At 74.2% G+C, this 23801-nt stretch carries 19 protein-coding genes; 4 read left to right on the top strand and 15 right to left on the bottom strand.

Annotation, left to right across the window (positions count from 1 at the left end; genetic code table 11):
* Positions 1-55: 55 nt before the first annotated feature.
* The 4 genes from AB0H28_RS05865 to AB0H28_RS05850 form a co-directional block, all read right to left on the bottom strand.
* Positions 56-952: a phytanoyl-CoA dioxygenase family protein gene (locus tag AB0H28_RS05865; RefSeq protein ID WP_358034817.1), complete on the bottom strand. Its 897-nt coding sequence runs from the start codon at positions 950-952 to the stop codon at positions 56-58.
* A 42-nt stretch (positions 953-994) separates the two neighbouring features.
* The gene (locus AB0H28_RS05860; RefSeq protein ID WP_358034814.1) at positions 995-1279 is read right to left on the bottom strand and encodes a phosphopantetheine-binding protein; all 285 of its coding nucleotides are present in this window, start codon (positions 1277-1279) and stop codon (positions 995-997) included.
* A 131-nt stretch (positions 1280-1410) separates the two neighbouring features.
* Positions 1411-2592 carry an acyl-CoA dehydrogenase family protein gene (locus AB0H28_RS05855; RefSeq protein WP_358034812.1) on the bottom strand — a complete coding sequence of 394 codons (1182 nt, stop codon included), beginning with the start codon at positions 2590-2592 and terminating at the stop codon, positions 1411-1413.
* 194 nt (positions 2593-2786) lie between these two features.
* Positions 2787-5924: an amino acid adenylation domain-containing protein gene (locus tag AB0H28_RS05850; RefSeq protein WP_358034809.1), complete on the bottom strand. Its 3138-nt coding sequence runs from the start codon at positions 5922-5924 to the stop codon at positions 2787-2789.
* A 195-nt stretch (positions 5925-6119) separates the two neighbouring features.
* Here AB0H28_RS05850 and AB0H28_RS05845 point away from each other — a divergent pair, with 195 nt between their 5' ends.
* On the top strand, positions 6120-7295 hold the full coding sequence (locus AB0H28_RS05845; RefSeq protein ID WP_358034806.1) for a hypothetical protein: 1176 nt from the start codon (positions 6120-6122) through the stop codon (positions 7293-7295).
* Between the two features lie 14 nt (positions 7296-7309).
* Here AB0H28_RS05845 and AB0H28_RS05840 read toward each other — a convergent pair whose 3' ends face one another.
* The 6 genes from AB0H28_RS05840 to AB0H28_RS05815 all read right to left on the bottom strand — a co-directional run bounded on the left by AB0H28_RS05840 (position 7310) and on the right by AB0H28_RS05815 (position 15200).
* On the bottom strand, positions 7310-8386 hold the full coding sequence (locus AB0H28_RS05840) for a potassium transporter TrkA (RefSeq protein WP_358034803.1): 1077 nt from the start codon (positions 8384-8386) through the stop codon (positions 7310-7312).
* Positions 8383-9531: an MFS transporter gene (locus tag AB0H28_RS05835; RefSeq protein WP_358034800.1), complete on the bottom strand. Its 1149-nt coding sequence runs from the start codon at positions 9529-9531 to the stop codon at positions 8383-8385. Before AB0H28_RS05835 ends, AB0H28_RS05840 begins: the two co-directional genes overlap by 4 nt.
* 53 nt (positions 9532-9584) lie before the next feature.
* Entirely contained in the window at positions 9585-10712 is a 1128-nt protein-coding gene (locus AB0H28_RS05830; RefSeq protein WP_358034797.1) for a GNAT family N-acetyltransferase, read from the bottom strand.
* A 5-nt stretch (positions 10713-10717) separates the two neighbouring features.
* The gene (locus AB0H28_RS05825; RefSeq protein ID WP_358034794.1) at positions 10718-12076 is read right to left on the bottom strand and encodes a DUF6002 family protein; all 1359 of its coding nucleotides are present in this window, start codon (positions 12074-12076) and stop codon (positions 10718-10720) included.
* Positions 12077-12294: 218 nt separating this feature from the next.
* The gene (locus AB0H28_RS05820; protein WP_358034792.1) at positions 12295-13866 is read right to left on the bottom strand and encodes a 4-hydroxyphenylacetate 3-hydroxylase N-terminal domain-containing protein; all 1572 of its coding nucleotides are present in this window, start codon (positions 13864-13866) and stop codon (positions 12295-12297) included.
* Positions 13867-13937: 71 nt separating this feature from the next.
* Complete coding sequence (locus AB0H28_RS05815) at positions 13938-15200, bottom strand: acyl-CoA dehydrogenase family protein (protein WP_358034789.1); 1263 nt, start codon at positions 15198-15200, stop codon at positions 13938-13940.
* Positions 15201-15565: 365 nt separating this feature from the next.
* Between AB0H28_RS05815 and AB0H28_RS05810 the strand changes: the two genes are divergently transcribed.
* Positions 15566-16087, top strand: a complete 522-nt coding sequence (locus AB0H28_RS05810) for a thiamine pyrophosphate-binding protein (RefSeq protein WP_358034786.1) — start codon at positions 15566-15568, stop codon at positions 16085-16087.
* On the top strand, positions 16084-16650 hold the full coding sequence (locus AB0H28_RS05805; protein ID WP_358034783.1) for a thiamine pyrophosphate-dependent enzyme: 567 nt from the start codon (positions 16084-16086) through the stop codon (positions 16648-16650). Before AB0H28_RS05810 ends, AB0H28_RS05805 begins: the two co-directional genes overlap by 4 nt.
* A gap of 60 nt (positions 16651-16710) precedes the next feature.
* Here the strand turns inward: AB0H28_RS05805 and AB0H28_RS05800 are convergent, their stop codons facing one another.
* Together AB0H28_RS05800 and AB0H28_RS05795 are read right to left on the bottom strand one after the other, a co-directional pair.
* Complete coding sequence (locus AB0H28_RS05800; protein ID WP_358034780.1) at positions 16711-18174, bottom strand: multicopper oxidase domain-containing protein; 1464 nt, start codon at positions 18172-18174, stop codon at positions 16711-16713.
* Positions 18175-18241: 67 nt separating this feature from the next.
* Positions 18242-20467 carry a molybdopterin oxidoreductase family protein gene (locus AB0H28_RS05795; RefSeq protein ID WP_358034777.1) on the bottom strand — a complete coding sequence of 742 codons (2226 nt, stop codon included), beginning with the start codon at positions 20465-20467 and terminating at the stop codon, positions 18242-18244.
* 227 nt (positions 20468-20694) lie between these two features.
* Between AB0H28_RS05795 and AB0H28_RS05790 the strand changes: the two genes are divergently transcribed.
* Positions 20695-21444, top strand: a complete 750-nt coding sequence (locus AB0H28_RS05790) for a helix-turn-helix transcriptional regulator (protein WP_358034775.1) — start codon at positions 20695-20697, stop codon at positions 21442-21444.
* Positions 21445-21460: 16 nt separating this feature from the next.
* Here AB0H28_RS05790 and AB0H28_RS05785 read toward each other — a convergent pair whose 3' ends face one another.
* The 3 genes from AB0H28_RS05785 to AB0H28_RS05775 are packed head-to-tail and all read right to left on the bottom strand — an operon-like array spanning position 21461 to position 23800.
* Positions 21461-22822: a cytochrome P450 gene (locus tag AB0H28_RS05785; RefSeq protein WP_358034772.1), complete on the bottom strand. Its 1362-nt coding sequence runs from the start codon at positions 22820-22822 to the stop codon at positions 21461-21463.
* A complete protein-coding gene (locus AB0H28_RS05780; RefSeq protein ID WP_358034769.1) occupies positions 22822-23352 on the bottom strand; it encodes a flavin reductase family protein in 531 nt (176 codons plus the stop codon). The genes AB0H28_RS05785 and AB0H28_RS05780 overlap by 1 nt, the downstream gene beginning before the upstream one ends.
* Before the next feature lie 19 nt (positions 23353-23371).
* Positions 23372-23800: an acyl-CoA thioesterase gene (locus AB0H28_RS05775; RefSeq protein ID WP_358034766.1), complete on the bottom strand. Its 429-nt coding sequence runs from the start codon at positions 23798-23800 to the stop codon at positions 23372-23374.
* Between the last annotated feature and the right edge of the window lies 1 nt (position 23801).

Genomic DNA, 23801 nt, shown 5'->3' with positions numbered 1-23801 from the left:
CGGTCGGGCCGGATCGGCGTCGTGGCCGGCACCGGTCGTGGCGGCCGTGAGCGGTTCAGCTGACGATCGGCGGGCTGCCGAGCCCGATCAGGTTCGGCGGGACCGCCGCCAGCTCGGACTCGCTGCGCTCCAGCAGCAGGTGCGGGTCCTGCATCTCGTACCAGCCGAGACCCGGCGGGCAGCGGTCGTACCCGAGCAGCCGGCGGACCTCCTCCGGCAGCTCCAGCACGGTCTCGCGCGGCACGGCCAGGAACTGGTTCTCCTCCTGCCGGAGGTTGCCCAGGTCGAGCGAGAGGGTGAGGCTGGTCCGCGGCGTCCCGGTGGTGTTGGCGCCGCCACCGTGGTAGACGCCGCCGAGCCAGAGCAGGACCGAGCCGGCCGGCATCGCCGCCGGCACCGTCTCCGAGTAACGCGGAGGACGCTCGTCGTCCCAGTGGTGGCTGCCGGGGATGACCAGGGTCGCGCCGTTCTCCGCGGTGAACTCGCTCATCGCGAGCATCAACTGCACCCGGCTGGTCGGGCCGGGATGACGGCGCAGGTGCAGCGAGTCGTCGCGGTGCAGCGGCTGCTTGCCCTGACCCGGGTCGATCTGGATGGCCTGGGTGGCGCTGATCTGGATGGTCGGCGTCACCTCGATCCGGGCCCGCCCCACCCACATGTGCACCGGCTTCTGCATGATCCGCCGCGCCGATTCCAGGTAGAGCGGCTGGGTCACCAGCGGGACCACGTGCCTGCTCCGCCGGAACAGGCTGGACAGCCGCCGCGTCTTGTGGCCGTCGTAGCCGCTCTCGCTGTAGCCCGACCTCGCCAGCACCGGGCCCAGGTCGTCCCAGAGACCGCGCAGGGTGTGCTGCTCCGCGAAGCCCTCGATGATGATCGCGCCCGCCTCCTCCAGCGTGCCGACCACGTCGTCCAACGCCGCGTCGGCCCGCACCCGGGTCAGCTCTGGCATCCTGTTCCTCCTCTCAACCGGCCGACGTCGTCCGCCGGACGCTCAGCTCCGGTCACCGCCGGCCACCAGGGTGTCCGCCTTGGCCAGCACGTCACGGGTGAAGGTGGCGAGGTCGGGATCCTCGAACAGGTCACCCATGTCGACCTGGACACCGAGCTCGTCCTCGATCCGCGCGACGATCCGGACCGCGGCGATGGACTGACCGTTCAACTCGAAGAAGGTGGCCTCCGGCCGGTCGTCGGCACCGCCGAGGACCTCCCGCCAGATGGCCGCGATCCGCTGTTGCATCTCCTGGGCGGTGAGTCCGCCGTTCTGCTTCTGGGACATGGGGATCCTCCGTGGACGAGGACGGAAAGGAAGGGCGCGGCGCACGCGACGTGACATCGCCTGTACCCATGGTCACGCCGGGACCAGGGCCGGCTCATCTCCGCCGTTGCGGTCCTGGCCCCGGCCGGCGCTCAGATGTACTGGGTGTTGGGCTCCAGGCCGCAGAGGATGCGGCCGTACAGCTCGAAGTTGGTGTTCGGGTGCATGATCGCGTGCAGGCTCAGGGTGTGCACGTCGCGGACGATGCGCTGGATCGGCACTCCGGTGTAGACGGACGAGCCGCCGCTGGCGGTGGCGAGGACGTCCACCGCCTCCTTGGCCCGCTGGCACACCGCGCCCAGGTCCAGCCGCACCCGGGCCCGCTCCTCCAGGCTCCAGGGCTCACCGGCGGCGGCCTTGCGGTCGATCAGGTCGGCGCTGCGGTGGTCGTGGAACTCGGCCTCGTCGATCCGGACCACCGCGTCGGAGACCTGGAGGTGGGTCAGCGGGGCCTCGCTCTGGTTGTCGTAGCCGGTGTAGGTGATCTTGCGGCCGGGCAGCCGGTCGAAGAACGCGTCCCGCGCGCCCTGCGCGAGCCCGACCGCCACCGACCCCACTGTGGTGCAGGCGATCGGCATGAACGGGCTGCGCCACATCGGCGCCGCGGCGTCCTGCTGCCGCGGGTGCTGCCCGTGGATGACCGGCACCATCGGCATGACCCGCTCCTTCGGCAGGAACACGTTCTCGGCGATGGTGGTGATGCTGCCGGAGCCGCGCATGCCGGAGGTGTGCCAGTCGTCGACGACCGTCAGGTCGCCCATCGGGATCAGCGTCATGATCGGCTCATGGCCGCCGTCCGGGGTGGCGAGGACCGCGGCGTTGACGTTCCAGGAGCTCTGCTGGGCGCCGGTGTTGAACGTCCACCTGCCGTTGAGCACGTAACCGCCGTCGGCCGGCACGGCCATCGCGCTGGGGCTCAGGATGCCGCTGATCCGCACGTCCGGGTCGGCGAACACCTCCTCCCGCACCCCGTCCGGGAACAGCCCCACCATCCAGGAGCTGATCAGCCAGACCGCCGCGGTCCAGGCCGTCGACCCGTCACCCCGGGCCAACCGGGCGAGAACCTCGGCGACGGTCCGCATGTCCGACTCGTAGCCGCCGTGCCGGACCGGCACCCGCATCCGCAGCAGCCCCGAGTCGGTGAGCGCCTTGACCGTCGCGTCCGGCAGGCGACGCAGGCGCTCGCCCTCCTCGGCGTGCTCGCGCAACGTCGACGCCAACTCGGCGGCGCGGTCGACCAACTCGGTACGCGACGGCACGGTGGTGATGTCCATCGATCCTCCTCGACTCCGGCGGCGGGGCGTCCGGACGGCCGACCCGAGACCGTGGGCACGAGCCCACGGCGGGGGCGTCGGACGACCTCCGCCGCGCGGTCAGCTGAAGCGGGCCGACCGGCGGCCGACCCGCCCCTGACCTTGGCATTCGCCGGCCCCGTCCCGCATCTTCCGATGTGCCCTGTGCCGCCGGATCACGGCCGGTCCGCGCCGGCGCGCAGCACCAACGCCACCTGCCCGGCGACGGTGGGCGCCGCCCAGCAGTCCGAGGCGTGCACGTCGACGCCGCGTCGGCGCGCCAGCCGCGCCGCCAGCGCGGGCAGGAGCACCGGGTCGCCGCCCCGGTCGAAGAAGTCGTCGGTCGGGGTCAACCCGGTCGCGCCGATCAGATCCGCCCAGACCTCGACGACGGCCGCCTCCGCCGCCGCCCAGCCCGACCGTTCCACGGCGTCCACGGCGGCGGTGGCGTCCAGCCGGGCCCGGTCCACCTTGCCGACCACGGTCCGGGGCAACGGCGCCCGCACGGCGCGGAAGGTCACCGGCAACAACAGCCCGCCGAACCGTGCGCGCAGCCGCTCGCGCCAGCGGCCCGGCTGCCCCGCACCGGCCACCGGCCGGACGTACGCGACCAGGCGCACGACCAGGCCCGCCCGGTCGCGGACCGGCAGCACGGCACACTCGGCGACGGTGTCGTCCGCGGCCAGCGCCGCCTCGATCTCGGTGAGCTCCAGCCGGTGGCCCTGGAGCTTCACCTGATGGTCGCGGCGCCCCCGGAACTCCAGCACGCCGTCCGCCCGGCGCCGGGCGAGGTCGCCCGTGCGGTACCAGCGTTCGCCGTCGTCGACCGGATAGGGAGCGGGCCGGAACGCCCCGCCGTCCGGGACGTCCCCCAGATAGCCGGGGGTGACGTAGGGGCTGACCACGACCAGCTCGCCGGTGACGCCGGCCGGGCAGAGCCGGTCCCGCTCGTCGAGCACCAGCACCCGCCGGCCCGGGATGGCCCGACCGATCGGGGTACGGCCGCCGCCGGCCCCGTCGATCCGGTGGCACGTGGCGGCCACCGTCTCGGTCGGGCCGTACAGGTTGCTCAGGGCGGTGTCCGGCAGCAGCTCGCGCAGCTCCTCGACCAGTTCGTCGGGGACCGCCTCGCCCATCAGCACCAGGTGCCGCAGTGGCGGACGCACACCGAGGGCGCGCATCGCCCGGGCCGCCTCCCGGGCGAAACTCGGCACCGTCTGCCAGACGTCCACCCGTTCCTCGGCGAGCCAGCGCACCAGGCGCTCCGGGTGGGCCCGGGTGGCGTCGGGCACCGGACACAGGGTGGCGCCGCCGACCAGCGCGGCGAAGACCTCGCAGATGGCGGGGTCGTGTTCGGGCGCCACCCACTGCGCCACCCGCACCCCGGGACGGCAGTCGAACGTCGCGGCGAACCAGGACGCGAACTGCAACAGCGCGGCGTGGGTCTGCGGCACCCCCTTCGGGCGGCCGGTCGATCCGGAGGTGTGCGCGACGTACGCCAGCGCGGTCGGGGCCCCCGGCGGCGGCGGGCCGGCCGGGGGGTGCTCGCCGGCCGGCCGGTCGACCGCCAGGAGCTGGCCGTCGTGCGTCCGGGCGTACCAGTCGGCCTGCGGGTCGGCCTGGTCCGTCCCGGTGAGCAGCCAGCGCGGGCGCACGTCGGCGAGCACCGCCCGACCCCGTTGCCCGCCGTCGCCGGCGGAGGACCAGAGCAGGTGGGCGCCGCTGCGCAGCACCCCGAGCAGGGCGGCGACGCGGCCGGGGCCGGTGGGCACCCGCACGGCGACCGCCGTGCCGGCCGCCGCGTCGAGCCGGCCGGCGACGGCGGCGGCCCAGGCGTCCAACTCCCGGTAGGACACCGACCGCCCCTGCCACCGGACGGCGGGATTCCACGGCTGGCGCACCGCCAGCCGGTGCACGGCCTCGGTGACCGTCCGGCCCGGCGCCACGACCTGCGGCGGGCGGTGGGGCGCCGACCGCGGTGGGTCCACCGGCAGCGCGGACACGGGCACCCGCGGGCGCGCCAGGGCCGCGTCGAGCAGCGTGTGCAGTTGGTCGACGAGCAGCCGGGCGGTCTCCGGCGTGAAGAGGTCGGCGCGATACTCCAGCGACCCGGCGACGGTGCCGGCGACGCGGTCCAGCACGAAGGTCAGATCCGTGCGCGCCGTGCCGGTGAACGGCGGCGGCACCGCGTGCCAGCCGGGCCGGGCCGGCGCGGTCACGGTGGACGGTGGCACCACCAGCACGTCGCACCACGGCAGTCGACCGGGCAGCGGCGGCACGCCGCACTCCCGGGCCAGGTCGCGCAGCGGCACCCCGCCGTAGGCGCGGGCCCGCCGCAGCGTCGCCGCGGTCCGCCGCACCTGGGTCTCGAACCGCGGCGACCGGGTCAGATCGACGGGAACGGCCAGCAGGTTCCGGTACGGGCCGACCTCGAGCGGCGGCGTGTCCACCGGATACCCGACGGTCACCCGGTCCGCGCCCGTCCACCGGTGCACCAGCGCGTGCACGGCGGCCAGCAGCACCACGCCGCCGGTGGTGCCGGTGGCGTCGGCGAGCCGGGCGACCGCCGCGGCCGGCCCGGCTCCCCAGTCGAACCGCACCACGCCCGCCCGCCAGCACGGGCCGCCGGGACGCGGATGGTCGGCCGGCAGGGTCAGGGTGGCCGGGCAGCCGGCCAGGGCCTCCCGCCACCACCGCATCGGCTCGGCCCGGTCGTCCGGCGGCGCGAACGGTGGCCCGTCGACCGGCGCCGGCCCGGCGTCCGGGACCGGCCACCCGGGTCCGGCACCCGCCGGTCCGACGGTGGCCGACGGGGCGGGACGCGCCGCGGCCGGGTAGGCCCGGATCAGGTCGGCGAGGACCCGGTCGGGGCCGGCGCCGTCGGCGACCGCGCGGTGGGTCACCAGCATCAACCGGTGCCGGGTCGGGGCGATCCGGACCACCAGCAGTCGGGCCAGCGGGACCTCGGCCAGCCGGAACGGGGCGCCGGCGATCTCCCGGCACACCTCGTCCGCCCGGCGCTCCGGCTGCGGATCGGCGGAGACGTCGACCGACCGCACCGGCGCGCCTTCCCCGGTCACCACGACCGCCGGCAACTCGTGCCGCTCCTCGACGCTGGTGCGCAGGGCGGGATGCCGCCGGCACACCTGGCGCCAGGCCCGACGCAGCGCGGTCACGTCCAACGGTCCGTCGATCCGCAGCGCCCGACACTCGTGCGGGGTGGACGCGCCGCCGGTCAGCCGGTGCTGGAGCCACAGCTCGTCCCGCACCCAGTCCCTGGTGCGGCTCGCGGGCCGCGACGAGGTGACAGTCATCGCCGGTGGCCTTCACGGGAACCCATCACGCCTCCCTGACGGGCCGGGGGCACCGGGCGGGCCCCGCCCGGGTCCAGTCTCGCAGCGGGTCGGGGGGCGGATCTTCTTCCGCCGTGCGACGGGTCGGGCCGCCTCGACGGCAGGTGCGCATGGACGAAGTTGACGCCGCCGGGGGCCGTCCGGGGGGATGGAAGGATGATCTCCCCGCACGTTGCCGCCGACCCGGCGGCCCGCCTACGCGAACGGCTCTACGCCGGCATCTACCTCTCCCCCACCCGATTCGCCAACATCGAGCGGTTCGTCGACGCCGCCGGCCCGTACCTGCACCGGACCGACGGGGACGACCCGGTGGCGGCGCTGCGACGCGCGGCGTCGGCGGCGCGGCCCGACGGCCCGCTCGCCGACGACGACCTGGCGACGCGGTGGCTGCTCGCCGAGGAGTTGCGGTCGATCGCCGACGCCGAGGTGCCGGCGGCAGTCGTCCCGGCCGAGCAGGCGCTGCACGACGCGGTCGCGCCGGTGCGGGCCCGGCTGGCCGCGCTCGGGCTGCCGCTCGACGACCGGCCGGTGTCCGTGGTCGACAGGTATCCCGCGCCGTTCGGCGACGTCGGGCTGGCGGCCTTCGTCCCCGGCCGGGACCAGGCCCGCGCCGCCGGCACGGAGCTGGCCGTGCACCTGCGACGGGACCGGCTGCGGCCGTTCCACAGCGTGACGATCCTGGCGCACGAGCTGGTGCACACGGTGACCGACCGCGCCGGCACGCCCTACGGGATCAAGGGCCTGGAGGAGGGCCTGGCGGAACTGCTCGGATGCTGCTGGGCGGCGGCCGCGGTGGTGCCCGCCCCGGCCCTGCGCGCCATCCTGCTGCACGGCCGGCAGGGCGCCGGACGGGCGCCGCTGTGGACCGTCTACGGCGACCACCTCCGGCAGGCCGCGCTGCTCTACCGCGAGTACGGTCTGACCGGGCTGGCGGCGCTGGTCACCGCCGGGCGGGAGAGAATCCGGGAGGTGGAGGTCGCCGTGCTCACCGGACGCCACCGCGACCTCGACCTGCCCCGGGGCGGATGGGACGAGAGCACCGCCCGGCTGCTCGACGGGCTCACCGGCGGGTCGTTGCCCTCGTACGTGCTCGCGCCGCTCGACCTGCTCCTGGCCGACCACGTCCAGGACGGCCGCACGCTGGCCGAGGTGTGCGCCCTCGCCGACGTGCCACCCGCCGTCGGGGTGCCCCGCCTCGGGGCCACGGCCGCGGCCACCGCCCTGTTCCGGGTCGACGGAGAGGTCGTCCACGACTCCATAGTGGAGCGCTACCACACCGTGCGCCGGCTGGGCGGCCAGCCGGTGCTGCGCTGGCTGCCGCCGCCGGCCTGACCGTGGCGGCCCGGTCAGGCCGGCCGGCCGGGCCGCGCGCGCAGGTCCTCCCGCAACGCGAGCAGCCGTGCGGTCACGCCGGGCAGGTCGGCCACCGGGAAGCCGGCCGCGTACTCGGGCAGCCACGGGGCGAGCGCCGCACGCGCCGCGTCGGAGAACCGGACCCGACCGTCGGCGAGCCGGAACCCGTCCCGTCGACCGGCCCGGTCGTTCCAGTCCACCGCGGCGTCCCGGTCCCACCCGGCGGGCAGGTCCAGGGTCACCGCCCCGGTCGGGTCGAGCCGGACCGGGTAGCCCCCGGGCAGGCCGGCCGGGCCGGGCAGGTTGGCGGCCACCGTGCGGCCGGCGATCAGGTCGCGCAACAGCAGGGCCGCGGTGTGACCGGTGATGGCGTTCAACTCGGGGCGGCCGGTGCGCCGCTGCCGGGTGAGCGCCTCGGTCACGCCGGTCACCTGGCGGTCGTCGACCCAGGCGAGCGCCTCGTCCGCCGGGTGGCGCGGCGCGTGCAGGTGCACGTGATGGGCGAGGACCCGCAGCCGGTCGTCCGGACGCAGACCCAACGCCTGCCGCAGCGAGGCGGTCACCAGCGCGACGTTGCCGAGCCCCGCCGTCACCGGCAGCCCGAGCGCGGTGAGCAGCGGGTTGACGGCGTCCGGGAAGCAGGCGTTGAGCAGCCGGGCCGAGGAGCCGGCACGGCGCAGCGCGGCGGCGGTGCGCACGGCGAGCCCGGCCTGCAGCGGGGCGGTCACGCCGAAGCCGGCGGCGGTGAGCAGCCGGGTCCACTCCGACGGCGCGGTGAGCCGTTCCCACGGCGACTGGTAGGAGGCGCACTGCACCACCCAGGCCGGGTCGAGCCGGTGGAGGACCGCGGCCAGGGCCGCCTCGTCCGCGACGTCCAGCGCCTCGGCGGCGAACCGCACCGGGTTGCCGCCGAGCGCCGCCCGGACGGCGGACACGTCGGCGACCTCGGCGGCCCGCGCGACGTCGCGGGCCAGCACGGTGACCGTCACCGGCCGGTCGACCACCACGGCGAGCGAGTGGCACAGCGCCCGGGCGAGCAGGCCGCTGCCGAGCACCACCAGGCGGCTCATCGCCGCCTCCGGCCGCCGGGCAGGAGTTGGACGACGAAGGCCGCCCCGACCAACGCCGCGGTCAGGCCGAACGCGCCCGGATAGCCGACCAGGCCGGCGGCCCGCCCGACCAGCGGGCCGCCCAGCCCCGCGCCGATGTCGACGAACGCGCCGAACGAGGCCACCGCCGTCTGCCGCTGCGGCAGACCGTCGGTGTTGCTCAGCACCCGCAGCCCGAGCGCCGGATAGACGAGCGACATGCCGACGCCGGTGAGCGCGCCGCCGGCCACCGCCACCGGCAGCGTGGGGGCGAACCCGATGACCAGCAGGCCCACCGCCTCGGCGGCGCAGGCGAGACCGAGGGTGGGCAGCACGCCGAGCCGGTCGGGCACCCGGCCCAGCACGAGACGGGCCCCGGCGACCGCTATCGCGTACGCGCTGAGCACGAGAGCGCCGTGTGCGACGCCCCGCTCGTCGAGGGCGACCACGGTGAACCCGGTCAGGGTGGCGTACCCGACGAAGGCCAGCGCCAGGCTCCCGCCCGGGGCGGCGATCGCGGCCAGCGCCGCCCAGCGGCCGGCGGCGGGCGCGTCGGACGCCGCGGCGGAGGCGGGCGGCGCCGGCGCCGGCGCCGGCCGGACCGCGAACAGTCCGAGCAGGACCCCGGTGGCGGGCAGCGCGGCGGCGAGCAGCCACACCACGCCGTATCCGCCGGAGGCGGCCAGGATGGCCGGCCCGACGGCCGCGCCGAGCGCCAGCACCAGGTAGTTGACCAGACCGACCAGGCCGATGGCCCAACCCCGCCGATGCGCCGGGGCGAGATCCACCACCCAGACGGTCGCGGCGGCGAAGCTCGCGCCCTGGCCGAGACCGAGCACCAGCCGGTCGGCGACCAGCAGGGTGGTGTTGACGCAGAGCGGGTACAGCGCGCCGGTGACCGCCACCGTGGCCGCGCCGAACAGGAAGGCGCCCCGCGCGCCCCGCCAGTCGGCGACCATCCCGGCCAGCGGCCGGGCCACCACCGCGGTCAACGCCGGGCCCCCCATCAGCAGACCGATGACGGCCGCGTCCACGTGCAGCCGGTCGCGGGCGTAGAGCGGCAGCACGGGGATGACCAGGGTGACCGCGAGATAGGTCAGGGCGATGCCGAGCAGCACCAGTCTCATCGACAGTCGTTGCCGACGGGTGGTCTCCGGCGCGAGGCCGACACCGGCCCCCGTCACGTCGGCGCGCCGGCTAGGAACTCGTCGAGGTCGATGGTCCGGGTGCCGCTCAGGCCGGCGCCCGCGCGGAGGTCGGTGCGGGCGGGCCGGTTCGCGTCGCCGAAGTAGACCACCTCCAGGCCCCCGGTGGCGTCCATGGCGAAGAACGGCACGTCGACCAGCAGATCCCGCACGGCCGGGGTGTCCCGCCCGATCCGCAGCCAGAGCCGCTTGTCGTGGAAGTGGTCCTCGGGCAGAGTCACCGTCGGGTGGAACCGGCGCTTGAACTGGAACACACCCGTGCCGGGGAACGGCTCGCCGCCGGAGAGGTCCAGCCGGCGGATGCCGTTGGCGCAGGCCCACTCCATGGCCAGATAATAGACCGCCTTCACCGCGCCGCTGCGGTAGTGGGTCTCGTCGCCGTCGAGCACGCCGAGCAGTCGCATGGTGAGCGTGCCGGTGCCGTCGTCGCGGCGGCAGAGCACCCCGGCCACCCGCTTGCCGCCCTCGGCGACGAAGAAGAGGTGGCCCCGGGCGAACAGGCATTCGGCGGCGGTGTCCAGGTCGGTGCTGCGGGTGCCCTCGCCGTGCCGCCCGGCCATCGTCGGCTGGTGCATCCGTTCGTAAAACCAGGCGAGGTCCTCCGGGTCGGTGCTGGTCTCCCACTCCCACTCGTACTGGCGGCGCAGCTTGGCGAACTGGCGCCGCTCGTTGCCGGAGATCCGCCGGCGCATGACCTCGACGTCCGGGTCGACGTCGATCACCAGGTTGATCCGGAACGGCAGCACCAGGGCGCGTTCCCGGGGCAGCCGCGCGGCCTGCCGGGCCGAGCATCCCACGACCAGCAGGTCGGCAGTGGTGGTGGTCAGCTCCGGCCAACGCCGGGCCGGCAGCTCCCGCACGGCCACCGGCGAGGCGCACCGCTGCCGCTGCCGGTCGAACAGGTGCGGCAGGGCGTAGGTGGGTCCCTCCGGCAGCCCGTGGTAGGCGACGCTGGCGCCATCGCCCGGCACCGAGGTGGACCGGAACTGCCTCGGGTAGCGACGACCCGGCCGGCTGTCCCAGCGGCCGTGCAGCGCCGCCCACCGGCCGCCCTCGCTGCTCCAGGCGTAGCGCTGTCGCAGGCGCCACCGGCGCGTCGACACCGCCGTCACCGCCGGTCCGCCGCGGCGGCGCGCAGCAGCACGTCGGCGAGCGCCGAGGCGTCCGGCACCGTGGTCAGCAGGTCGTCCGGGACGACGTCGAAGTCGTCGGTGGAGTAGCTGCCGGAGCCGTGCACCATGATCTCGTCCGCCTCGACGAGGCCGCGTTCCAGGGCGTTGAGCACCCCGGTGAACGCCATCACCAGCGACCACTCCCGCAACCGCCGCGGGTCGGCGGGCAGCCGGACGTCGGTGCCGGCGAGCAGGTGACGGATCCGGGCGTAGCGTTGCAGGCACTCGTGCAGCGAGACCACGATGCCGCCGCCGCCCTGGGCCCGGATGATCCCGTTCATCTCGTCCGAGGTGACCGGCGTGCGGGTGTAGAAGGTGGGTTCCAGGTTCTCGTCGGGGTCGTGCGTGGCCGCCGGGAAACGCGGGTCCTCGTCCTGGACGTGCAGGCCGGAGGCGGGGTCGAGGCGGTACGCCGGCAGGCCGGCGCGATCCGGTGACCCGCGGTGCAGGCTGAGCACCATGTCCGGGGTGGCCAGGTGCTGCACGAGCAGGTAACCCGGCGGCGGGGTGTCACCCGGCGCGAGGGTGGTGCCGAAGTGGTGGCCGAGCAGCCCGTACGCGCTGGACACCGAGTGCGCGTGCACCCGGCGCACCCCGGGGGCCACGGGTCGCAGCTCCTGCTCGGCGAAGGCCCGCACGGTGTCGGCCGGGCGGTAGTTGTCCAGGCTGAGCGAATACCACACGTTGATGCCGTGCCGCTGCCGCAGCTCGGGGGTCACCGCGGCGACGGCCGCCTCGGCGACGGCCTTGACATCCGACGGGTGGCTGCCGTGGTGCACGCACATCGGGTTCCGCCCGCTGCGGGCCGGCGCGTCGAGCGGGGACGCCCACAGCTTGTGCCGGGCCACGCCGGGCACCACGGTGACGATCTGGAGCTGGGCCGGGGTGACCAGCTCGTGCTCGTACGCCCGCAGCACCGCGTCGCGCAGGGCCGTCGCCTTGTTCGCCGACGACGGCGTGACGATCATGATGGGTTCGCCGGTGCGCTGGATGTGCCGGACCGCCCGGGCCACCATGACCAGCGAGGCGACCGTCTTGGTGGTCCGGGTGCGGGGGTTGCGGGTCAGGTCGAGCAGCAGCAGTCGACAGCCCGCCGTCTCGCCGAGATCGTCGATGCGGAGATCCGCCGCGGCGAAGTATCCGGCGACCCGGTCGTCGATCGCCGGAAGCGCGAACTCGGGATGGAAGCCGGTGCCGGCGTGGCGCGCGCCGACCCGACGCAGCGCGTCGGACACCTGCTCGTGGAACCGCAGCAGGGTGGGCAGGACGGTGGTCTGGGTGGCGGTGGCGGTCACGGGACACCTCCGTGCGACGGTGGACGACGGCGCCGGTCCCGGCGCGGTGCACGGCCCGGTCGAGGCGTGAGCCGGCCGACCGGCGTGCGGCGATCAGTCAGGCCGCGGGCGACGGCACCGGCCCCCGTCCAGTGATCATCATCAGCTTGCTCGTCCGGGCCGGGTCGCACATCTTCCAGCGTGCTCTCTGCGCCGGCGGCGCGACGACCGGCGTGGCGTCAGCCGTGCAGCATGTCCCCGGTGGCCTTGCGCAACTCGTCGAAGCTGGTCAGGTCCGGCACCGTCCAACCGTCCAGGTCGTACTCGCTCAGGCACCTGTCGACGAAGGCCTTGTAGCCGTCCACCTGGCCGGCGGCGGTCTGGGCGAAGAGCAGTTCCAGCCGGGTGTTCTCGTGGTTGCCGGCGTAGTTGCGCTCGTACAGCTCGTGCCGGCCGCCGAACTCGGTGCCGGTGGCGTCCCAGAGCAGCTTCATCAGCTTCACCCGCTCCTGCGCCGACGAGCCGTCGGAGCCGCGCAGGAACCGGTCCAGGTAGGGGCGCACCTCCGGGTTGCGGAAGTCGTCCGCGCCCGAGTTGACGTAGATCAGCCCGCTGGCCACGTCCTGCTGGATGATCTCCTTGACGCGGGGGTAGCCGATCTGCATGAACCAGCGGTACGCCATGCCGTACTGCGGGTTGGGCAGCAGGGCGCCGTTCTTCCACGGGGTGGGGTTGCGCACCGCGGCGTCCGACAGCGCCCAGAACAGGTTCCGCCAGGCCAGCACCTCGCCGATGCGACTCTGCACCCCGCGGAAGTCCTTCGTGCCGGTCATCTCCACGGCCTTGAGCAGCAGGCCGGCGAGGAACTCCAGCTTCACCGCCAACCGGGTGCAGCCGTGGAACGTGAAGCGCTCGGAGAAGCCGGAGTAGCCGGCGAACATCGCCACCTTGCCGAGGGCGCCGTAGACGAACACGTTCTCCCACGGCACGAGGACCTTGTCGAGCACCAGGATGGTGTCGTTCTCGTCCAGCCGGGAGGAGAGCGGATAGTCGAACGGGGTGCCGGTCGCCGCCGCCGCGGCGCTGTAGGACGGCCGGCAGATCAGCTTCACCCCCGGCGCGCCCATCGGCACGGTCGCGATCAGGGCGAACTCGCGCTTGCGGATCGGCAGTCCGAAGTGGGCGATGAAGTTGTAGTGGCTCAGCGCCGACCCGGTGGCCACCACCTTCGCCCCGCTGACCACCAGCCCGGCGTCGGTCTCCTTCTCCACCCGGATGTAGACGTCGGCCACCTCGTCCGGCGGTCGGTTGCGGTCCACCGGCGGGTGCACGATCGCGTGGTTCCAGAACAGGACCTTCTCCTGCGACTCCCGATACCAGCGACGCGCGTTGTCGGCGTACGGGTCGTAGAAGTCCGCGTTCGCGCCGAGGGTGCCGAGGAACGACGCCTTGTAGTCGGGACTGCGCCCCATCCAGCCGTAGCTCATCCGGGCCCACTCGGCGATCGCCCGCTGGTCGGCGACCAGGTCCTCGACGCTGTGCGGCGTCCGGTAGAACGGATGCGTCCAACCGTCGCTGCCGGTGTCGGTGGGTGCGGTGAGCACGTCGCGGCGGGCCGGGTCGTGCAACGCGTCGTACAGCCGGGCCGTCATCCGCACCGGGTTGCAGAACGCCGGGTGGGTGGTGACGTCCTTGACCCGCTCGCCGTAGAGGAACACCGCCCGGTCGTCGCGCAGGCTCTCCACGTACTCGTCGCCGGTCAGCGGTCGGGACGTGCGCCGCGCCGCCGCGCCCTGCGTCTGCTCCGTCATGGAACTTCCTCTCCGTGGATGGCCGCCACCGACCCGCCCGGCTCGGCGCGGGTCCGTGGGCGGAGGGCGGGTCAGGCCGGCTGGCCGCCGGACAGTTCCGCGGCGAAACGCGCCTGGGTGTACATCCGGCCGGCGGCGGTGGTGAGCAGCACCGCGAACCCGGCGTGCGTGTGCGCGGTCGACAGGTCCCGCCAGACGCGCTCCAACCGCTCCCCCGCCTTGACCGCGGAGGTGCCGGCCGTCGGCTGGATGACCTGCTCGACCGCCCGCCACGCCAGCTCGGCCGCCTCCCGGCAGATCAGCGCGATGCGCAGGTCACGCTCCAGGGTGAACTCCGCCGGGTCGCCGGCGCACAGCTCGTGCCACTGCCGGGTCGCGTCCCGGAACGCCGCTTCGGCGCCGACGATCATGCCGTCGGCCTGCGCGTACCAACGCTGGTAGTCCGGGTCCTCGACGCGCCGCGCGAAGGGCGGGAACATCGTCGTGCGCGTGGTCATCAGCTCGGCGTACGCGTCCAGCGCCCCCTGGGCCATGGCCACCCCGATCGCCGCGCCCTCCAGCGCCATCGACGACAACGGCGCGCCGCCGTACTGCGGGTGCTCGTGCAGCGCCCGGCCCGGCGTGCCGCCGACCACGGAGATCTCGCTCAGGTGGGTGCCGTCCAGGCCGAAGTGGCCGGGAATGCGACCGTTCTCGATGGCGATGCTGTGCGAGCCGCTGCCCCGCAGACCGAGCTGGGCGCCCCAGTCGTCGAGCAGCCGCCACCGGTCGCGGGGGGCCACGAACAGCAGCGGGCGCGGCGGGGCGCCGTCCTGGTCGTCCACCAGGGCATGCCCGATGAGGTGGGTGGCGTACGGCGCGCCGGAGCAGTATCGCCAGACACCGTCGAGCACCCAGTCGCCCTCGGGGGTCCGGCGGGCGGTGCCGCCGGGCGCCACCACGGCCGGCGCGATGAAGTCGCCCTGCCGGAACATCTCCTCCTGCGCGCTCTCGCTGAACAGCGTGGCGGCGACCAGGGAGTGGGCCGCGCCGAGGCAGTACATCCACCCGGTCGACGGGCACGCCCGGGCCAGCGTCATCGCGACCCGCAGGAACGTGTCGAAGCCGAACTCGTAGCCGCCGTAGCGGCGCGGCACGGTGATCCGGTAGAAGCCGGCCTCGGCGAACGCCCGGTGGGTGTCCTCGGCGTAGTAGGTGCGCTCCTCGGTCTCGGCCTGCCGCGCGACCAGGGTCGGCGCCATGGCCTCGGCCCGGGCGACCAGATCGGCGGGGGTGAGGCCGGGCTCCGGCGGGCGGGACGCGGCGCGCTCCACCACGGGCGAGGTGAGGGTCATCGTTCCAGGTCCCTTCCGTTGGGCTGGCCCGGCGCGGCGCACGCCCCGGGCGGCCGGGATGGCGACGCCGCCCCGGCCCGTCCTGCGGCAAAGCCTCACACCGCCCGGCACCGGGCCGCATCTCCGCAGATGCGCTCTGCCGACGCCCCGGCCGACGCCGCCGAACAGCGCAATCCGGAAGATGTGCTTCCGCACCGCCACGATGAGGATTGACGACCGGGCTGTGTCCGCTCACGGACACCGCCTCGTCCTCCCGCCCCGCGACGGGCCCGCCGACGGCACCGGTCCGGCGCTTCGGGCGGAGGCGCTCTGCCGGAACCCGGCCGTCCCGGCCCGCGGTCCGGTCACGAAATGGGGGGAACGACGTGATCTCCGTAACGGAACGGGTCGCCACCACCGCCGAGATGCTCGGCACCGAGCTGGTCGGTGCGGGCTTCGGCGGCTTCTACGGCACACCCTGCGGCATCCTGTCGCCGCTGTACCTCGCGCTGCAGGACCGCGCGGGGCTGATGACGGTCACCCGGGAGGACAACGCGGTGGGTCTGGCCGCCGGCGCCGCCCTCGCCGGCCGATGTCCGGTCGTCCTCATGCAGAACTCCGGGCTGGGCCAGTGCGTCAACGCGCTGGCCTCCTTGGTGAGCCCGTACCGGATCCCGATGCTGCTGGTGGTGAGCCTGCGGGGCGTGCACCCGGACCCGACGCCGGAGAACACGGTGATGGGCCGGTTGACCGCGCCGCTGCTGCGGGACCTGGGCATTCACACCGCGGTGCTGACACCGGAGGCCGACCCCGCCGTGACGGCGCGTGAGCTGTACGAGGTCGTCCGTGATCCGGGTCGACCCGCGGCGCTGCTGATCCCGCCGGACGCCTTCGGGTGGCGGCCGTGAACAAGACGAGCGCGATCGCCACCGTCATCGCCGCCACCGACCGGGAGCCGGTCATCTTCACCACCGGCTACGCCTGCCGCATCGCGGCCGGTCTGCACGACCGGCCCAACCACTTCTACATGACCGGCTCGATGGGGCTGGCCTCGTCGATCGCCGTCGGGGTGGCGCTGGAGGCCCGCCGCCGCACCGTGGTGGTCGACGGCGACGGCGCGCTGCTGATGAACCCGGTGGGCCTGATCGCCGCGGGGTCCGTGCCCGGCCTGCCCCTGGTGCACGTCGTCCTCGACGACGGCTGCTACGCCTCGACCGGTGGTCAGGCGGTCCCGTCGCACCACGTCGACCTGTGCGCCTGGGCGCGGGCGGCGGGCTACGCCCGCACCGTCGACACGTCCTGCCCGGAGCAGTTCGCCGACAAGCTGCGGGCCGCGCTGGCCGACGCCGACGCGCCCGTCTTCATCCGCGCCGCGCTCACCGAACCCGACGCGCCGGTGCCCGGCCGGATCGACCCGGAACTGCCGGAGCACGCCCGACGGTTCCGCGACCACCTGGCCCGGCTCGGCTGACCCGCGGTCGCGTGCCTCCGGGCGGAGCGGGCTGCCGGCCCGCCCCGCCCGGACGCGGCGTCAGGGCACGATCTCCATCTGCGCCATCATGCCCACGCTGGAGTGCTCCAGGAAGTGGCAGTGGTAGGCGTAGCGGCCGAGGAAGTCGGTGAAGGTGGCCTGCACCCGCACCGAGGTCCCGGGCGGCACGGTGACGGTGTCCTTGAGCCCGGCGTCATCAGGTGTCATCGGCGCGCCGTCGCGGTCGAGCACCCGGAACTGCACCAGGTGCATGTGGAAGTTGTGCAGGAAGCCGTACTCGGTGTCGTCGTTGTAGACCCGCCAGATCTCGGTGGCGCCGCGCCGGACCACGAAGTCCACCCGCTCCGGGTCGTACGGCTTGCCGTTGACCAGGCCGGTGGGCACGCCGCTGAGGTCGAAGGCGAGATGCACCTCGCGCTCCACGGTCGCCGGCGGCAGGTCGGGCAGGGCGCGCATCCGGTCCGGCAGCCGGCTGGTGTCCCGGACGCGCCGGCGCACGTCGAAGCGGACCACCGGCCCGCGCACGGCGTCGGTCAGCGTGAGGCTGGTGCCGGGCCGCTGGCGGGAGAAGTCGACCAGGATCTCCACCCGCTCACCGGAGCCGAAGCTGATCTCGGAGCGGGCCACCGGGGCGGGCAGGAGGCCGCCGTCGGTGCCGATCTGCCAGATCTGCGCGCCGTCGAGGCGCAGCGTGAAGACGCCCTCGTTGCTGGCGTTGAGCAGCCGGAACCGGTAGCGCCGGGCGTCGACGGGGAAGTACGGCTGCGGCCGTCCGTTGGCCAGGACGGTGTTGCGCAGGGCCGGATTGCCGTAGACGAATGCGCCGTCCGGGTCGAACTGCGCGTCCCGCAGCATGATCGGGACGTCGTACGACCCGGTCGGCAGGCCCAGGCGCCGCTCGTCGTCGTCCTCGATCAGATAGAAGCCGTGCAGGCCGCGGTAGACGTGCTCGGCCTCCACCCCGTGCGCGTGGTCGTGATACCAGAGCGTGGTGCCCGGCTGGGTGTTCGGGTAGTCGTAGACGCGCCGCTCACCGGGCTGGATGAGATCCATCGGGTGCCCGTCGCTGTCGGCCGGGACGTGCCCGCCGTGCAGGTGCACGTTGGACGCGACGTCCAGCCGGTTGCGGAAGGCGACCCGGACGGGGCGCCCGCGCCGGGCCCGGATGACCGGGCCGACGAAACTGCCGCCGTAGGTGTAGGCGGCGGTGCGCAGCCCGGGCACGATCTCCACGTCGGCGGGCCGGAGGTCGAGCAGGTACTCGTCGCGGTCGGGAAGGCAGCGTACCGGCGCGGCGACCGGCGGCAGCGGCATCGGCACCCGGAACGCCTCGGTGGTCAGCGCCGGGGCGCTCTGGGTGGCTTTCGGGGCCGGATGGTGACCGGCGTGGTCCACCGGTGGGGCGCTGCCGGTGGTGGTGCTGCTGAAGGCGGCCCGTTGGGCGAGCAACGCCCCACCGGCCACGGCGCCACCGAGCGCGATCAGGTTCCGTCTATTCAGCACAGCGGGACTCCCGTCGGGCGCACAGCGACGGCGGGCAACTCCCGCCCGCCGCCAGGACGGCCCGACGCTACCGGCGAAGTGAGGCTTGCTCTTCTTCCAACTTGCTCAGCTGAGCCGCGGACTCCTCCGGCCGGGCCAGCCGGACCGGCACACCGTTGAACACGGCGTTGCCGGAGAGTTCGTCGAGCACACCGCCATCGGTGAGCGCGTTGGCGTTCGCCCCCGCGTCGGCCCGGGCCACCCGCTGGCCGGTCGCGCCGTGCCCCCAGCCGTGCGGCAGGCTGACCACGCCCGGCATGATCGTCGTGGTGGGTTCCAGCTCGACCACCAGCTCACCCACGGCCGAGGTGATCCGCGCCCGGTCGCCCAGCCCCAGCCGGCGCACGTCGTCCGGATGGATCTGGAGCGTGCACCGGTTGCTGCCGCCGGTGAGCCGGGGCACGTTGTGCATCCAACTGTTGTTGGAACGCAGGTGACGGCGGCCGATCAGCACCAGGTCCGGCCGGGGACGGGCCAGTGCGGCGCGCAGCCGGTCGACGTCGGCGACCAGGGGCGCCGGGGCGAGCTGCACGCGACCCGTGGGGGTCGTCAGCAGCTCGGCCAGCCGGGGTTCCAGCGGGCCGAGGTCGAGGCCGTGCGGGTGCTCCCGCAGGCGCTCCAACGACAGCCCGTACGGGCCGATCCGCAGCATCGCGTCGAGCAGCCGCTCCGGCCCGCTGTCACCGGTGAGCCCGGCGCGGATCGCGTCCGGCTCGACGCCGGCCACCGGGGAACCCGGCGTAGCGGTGGCGGCCTGGAGCATGCCGGCGAGCATCTGCTCGGTCAACCCCTCGGGGTCGGCGTCCGCGCCGTGCCCGGACGCGATCATCACCAGCCGGGACATGATCTCCGCCTCGGACCGCTGGTCCGGGCCGAGGGGCAGCGAGGGCGGCGAGAAGCGGGCGTAGTTGCGCACCGTGATGGTGGAGATCAGGAAGTCGTAGTGCGGCATCTGGAGCATCCGCGGTGGCGGCAGGACCACGTGCGCGTGCCGGGTCGTCTCGTTCAGGTAGGGGTCGACGCAGACCATGAAGTCGAGCCCGGGCAGCGCGCGGTCCAACCGGGCGCCGTCCGGTGTGGACAGCACCGGGTTGCCGGCGACGGTCACCAGCGCCCGCACCTGACCCTCGCCGGGCTGCTCGATCTCGTCGACCAGGGTGGCCGCCGGAAGCTCGCCGAGCGTCTCGGGCAGACCGCGCACCCGGCTGTGCCAGCGACCCGGCACGTACGGCTCGGGGCTGCGGTGCACCTCGGCGGTGGCGCACCGGGAGAACATCACCCCGCCGGGCCGGTCGAGGTTGCCGGTGAGCACGTTGATCACGTCGATGAGCCACTGCGCGAGGGTGCCGAACTCGACGGTGCAGGTGCCGATGCGCCCGTACACCGCCGCGGTGGGGGCCGCGGCCAGTTCGCGGGCCAGCCGGACGATGACCTCGACCGGCACTCCGCAGACCGGGGCGACGGTGGCCGGGGCGAAGCCGCGGGCCAGCTCGCGCAGCTCGGCCAGCCCGTCGACCGGCAGCGTGACCCGGTCGAGCCCCTCGGCGAGCAGGGTGTGCACGATGCCGAACAGCAGCAGCGGGTCGGTGCCCGGCCGCACGAAGACGTGCTCGTCGGCCAGCTCACTGGTCCGGGTGCGGCGCGGGTCGACGACGACCACCCGCCCGCCGCGCCCACGCAGGGCCTTCAGCCGGCCCGGGAAGTCCGGCGCGGCGCAGAGCGAGCCGTTGGAGACGGCCGGGTTGGCGCCGAGGATCAGCAGGTGGTCGGTGCGGTCGAGGTCCGGCACCCCCACCGCCCACGGGTCGCCGAGCATCAGCCCGCACGCCACGTGCTTGGGCATCTGGTCGACGGTGCTGGCGGAGAAGACGTTCCGGGTGCCGAGCGCGGCGGCGAGCGGGCCGCGGTAGAGGATCCCGGCCATGGTGTGGAAGGTCGGGTTGCCGAGGTAGAGGGCCAGCGCCTGCCGACCGTGCCGGTCGATCACCCCGCTCAACCCGTCGTCGACGAGCGCGAAGGCGCGGTCCCAGTCCACCGGCCGCCACCGCCCCCGGTCGCGGACCAGCGGGCCGCGCAACCGGTCCGGGTCCTCGTCGAGCCGGCCCAGGCTGGCGCCCTTCGGGCAGAGGAAGCCACGGGAGAACGGGTCGTGCTCGTCCCCGTGCACCGCGGACACCCGGCCCTCGTCGTCGAGCGTGATCCGGAGGCCGCAGACGGCCTCGCAGAGCGGACAGGTGCGCAGCGTCGTACCCATGGGTCCTCTCCCCGCCTCGGTCGAAGGGAATCTTCGTCCGCCCCGGAGAGGGTCGGCATCTTCCTCCTTGCGATGCCCATGAACAAGTGATGCCGCACAGTAATTGTCATATCGCGTTCTGTGTTGACCGTGCGATTCTCGTCCCCCTAACATCGAGCGGCACCCATGGGTAGGGGCCCGTCGGCCGGCGCCCACCGGCGTTCCGTCCATCGATTGTGGAGGATCGTGTGAGCAGCAGCGCCAACCGCGCGGTCGAACGTGTCATCAACACCATGTGCGACAAGCTGTCCGAGCCGCTCACGGTGGACGACCTGGCCCGCGAGGCGCGGTTCAGCAAGTTCCACTTCACCCGGCTGTTCCGCCGGGTGACCGGCGTGTCACCCGGCCAGTTCCTCGGCGCCCTACGCCTGCACGAGGCGAAACGCCTGCTGTCCACCACCGAGATGAACGTGACCCACATCGGCCTGCTGGTCGGCTACCGCAGCATCGGCACGTTCAGCACCCGGTTCGCCCGCATCGTGGGTCTGTCCCCGGCGACCTACCGGCGTCGGGTCCGCCGCGACAGCACCCGGCGGGACGGGTCGGCCGGCGCCCCGCCGTCGGGCATCCGGGCCAACATCCACCTGCCACCGGGCGTCGTCCCGGCCGGGCCGATCTTCCTGGCGCTGTTCGCCGACGCGGTGCCGCGCTGCCGTCCGGTCCGCTCGACCATCCTGACCCGCCCCGGTCCCTGCTACCTCGACGAGGTCCCGCCGGGCCCCTGGTACCTGCTCTGCCACGTGGTCCCCGGCGGCATCCTGCGAACCCGGCCGCGCGGCGTGCTCCAGGCCACCGCCGGCCCGGTCGAGGCGGGCACCGCCGACCCGGTGGAGCTGCGCCTGGTGCCGGTCACCCTGGAGTCGGCGATGCTGGAGCGGCTGCTCGCCTGCCGCAAGGCGGTGCTGCACCGGGTCGTCGCGGAGGTCGCCGCCGCGTGACGGCCCCGGGGCCGGCTCAGGACCGGGGGCGCACCGTCATCGGCAGTCCGCCGCGCACCCGCAGCGACAGCATCGGCTCCGGCACCACGACCCGACCCGGCACACCGTCCAGGTCCAGGTCCCGCACCAGCGTCGCGAGCACGAGCACCGCCTCCATCATGCCCAGGTTGCTGCCCACGCAGACCCGCGGTCCCGCCCCGAAGGGCAGATAAGCGTAGCGGGGCCGGTCACCCGACCGTTCCGGGTTGAACCGCTCCGGGTCGAAGCGGTCCGGATCGGCCCACAGCCGCGGGTTGCGGTGCAGCGTGTACGGGCAGATCAGCAGGTCGGCGCCGGCCGGGACGTGGAATCCGCCGACCTCGTCGTCGGCGATCACCTCGCGGGTCAGGATCCACACCGGCGGGTAGAGCCGCATCGCCTCCTCCACGACCATCGTGGTGTAGCGCAACCGGTGCAGGTCCTCGTGCGTCGGCACCCGGTCGCCCAGCACCTCCCGCGCCTCGTCGCGCAGCCGCCGCCGCGCCTCGGGATGCCGGTCCAGCAGGTGCAGGCTCCAACCCAGCGTGCTGGCCGTGGTCTCGTGCCCGGCCAGCAGCAGCGTCACCAGCTCGTCGCGCAGCCGCTGCCGGCCGACCCGGGGATCGGCCTCCCGCCCGGCCGAGACGATCAGCCGGGACAGCACGTCGTCCTGCTCCCCCGCCTCGGCCGACCGGGCGCCGACCAGCTCGTCGACGACCCGTTGCAGATGCCGGCGGGCCCGGCGGAACCGGAGCTGGTGCGGCAGCGGGATCCACATCGGCACCGCGCTCAACGAGGCCAACTCGAACATCGCCTGGTCCTGCACCGCGGCGAACGACTCACCGATGCCCTCGTGCGCGGTCAGGTCGGCGTTGAGCAGGCTACGCCCCAACACCTGGAGGGTGAGCGCGGTCAGCTCCTCCAACACGTCCACCGGCCCCCGGCCGGCGGCGGCGCGCAGCCGCGCGACGAGCGCCACCGCCTCCTCGCCGATCAGCGCGCCGTACCGGCTCAGCCGCCGCGCCTGGAACGCCGGCTGGATCACCTTGCGCTGCTCCCGCCAGAGCCGGCCCTCGCTGGTGAGCAGGCCGTCGCCGAGGGCCCGGCGGGCGTGCACCAGACCGAGCCCCTTGCGATAGTTGCCGCTGTTCTCGGACAGGACGCGCTTGGCGTGCTCCGGGCCGTTGAAGAAGTAGAGCTGTTTCGGCCCCACCGGCAGGCGGACGGCGTCGCCGTAGCGGCCGGCGGCCCCGGTCATCATGCCGAGCCGGTCGCGACCCATGGTGAGCAGCAGCGACAGGGCGGCCCGCCGGGGCGGCCCCGGCGGCACCCGGCGGGCCGGGGTGACGGTGGCGGTCATCAGGCCACCCCGCTCGGCTCTCGGACGGCCTGCCGGAAGCGGCCGTGCAGGAACAACAACGCCTCGTCGTCGGGTTGCCGGTGCACCGACCGCAGCAGCCCGACGAAGATGGAGTGGTCCCCGCCGTCGTACGAGCGCCACAGGTCGCACTCGAAGTGGGCCAGGGCGCCGGTGATCAACGGCGCCCCGGTGTGCGGGCCCGGCGTCCAGTCCACCGCGTCGAACTGTTCCGCCCCGACCGGCCGGCGCCGGTCGGCGAAGTATCGCGCCACCCCCTCCTGGTTGGCGGCCAGGACCGACACCCCGAACGAGGGGTTCTCGGCCAGGCCCTGGTGCATGATGGCCTGCCGGTCCACGCAGACCAGCACCAGCGGCGGGTCCAGCGAGACCGCGGTGAAGGAGTTCGCGGTCATGCCGTGCGGGGTGGGCCCGCCCACCGTGACCACCGTGACGCCGGTGGCGAAGGCGCCGAAGGCGCGTCGTAGCAGCCGAGCGTCGGTCAGGTCGAGAGCTGCCTTCTGCACGTCCATTGTGGCCTCCTCGGCGCCGTCAGCTCAGCGCGTACGGTTGTAGCGCCCGCACCAGCGCCTCCGGCACCCGCGCGGGCACCGTCCTGGTGTTCGGTCCGCGCATGCAGGCGACGCGCTGGCGTCCCCGGGCGATCAGGGTCTCGCCCCCGTCCGGCTCCAACCGCACGTAGTCGAAGCCGAACTCGACCTGCGTCTGCGCCAGCTCGGTCAGCCGCATCCGGATCGAGACCTGGTCGAAGGCGGTGATCTCGGCGAAGAACTCGCAGTCCACCTTCAACGTGAACAGCTTCAGGTCGTCGCGGATGTCGGCCAACACCTCGGGCGCGCGCTCCTTGAGGAACATCTCCCGGCACCGGCCCTGCCACCGCAGGTAGTTGACGTAGTACACGTTGCCGACGAGGTTGGTCTCCTCGAAGCCCACCGTGTGCAGGTATTCGAAGTACTTCATC

This window comes from Micromonospora sp. NPDC050980, assembly GCF_040653835.1.
Taxonomy (GTDB): Bacteria; Actinomycetota; Actinomycetes; order Mycobacteriales; family Micromonosporaceae; genus Micromonospora.
Note: the sequence above shows the minus strand (reverse complement) of the source record. Positions and strands in the feature narration are given on the sequence as shown.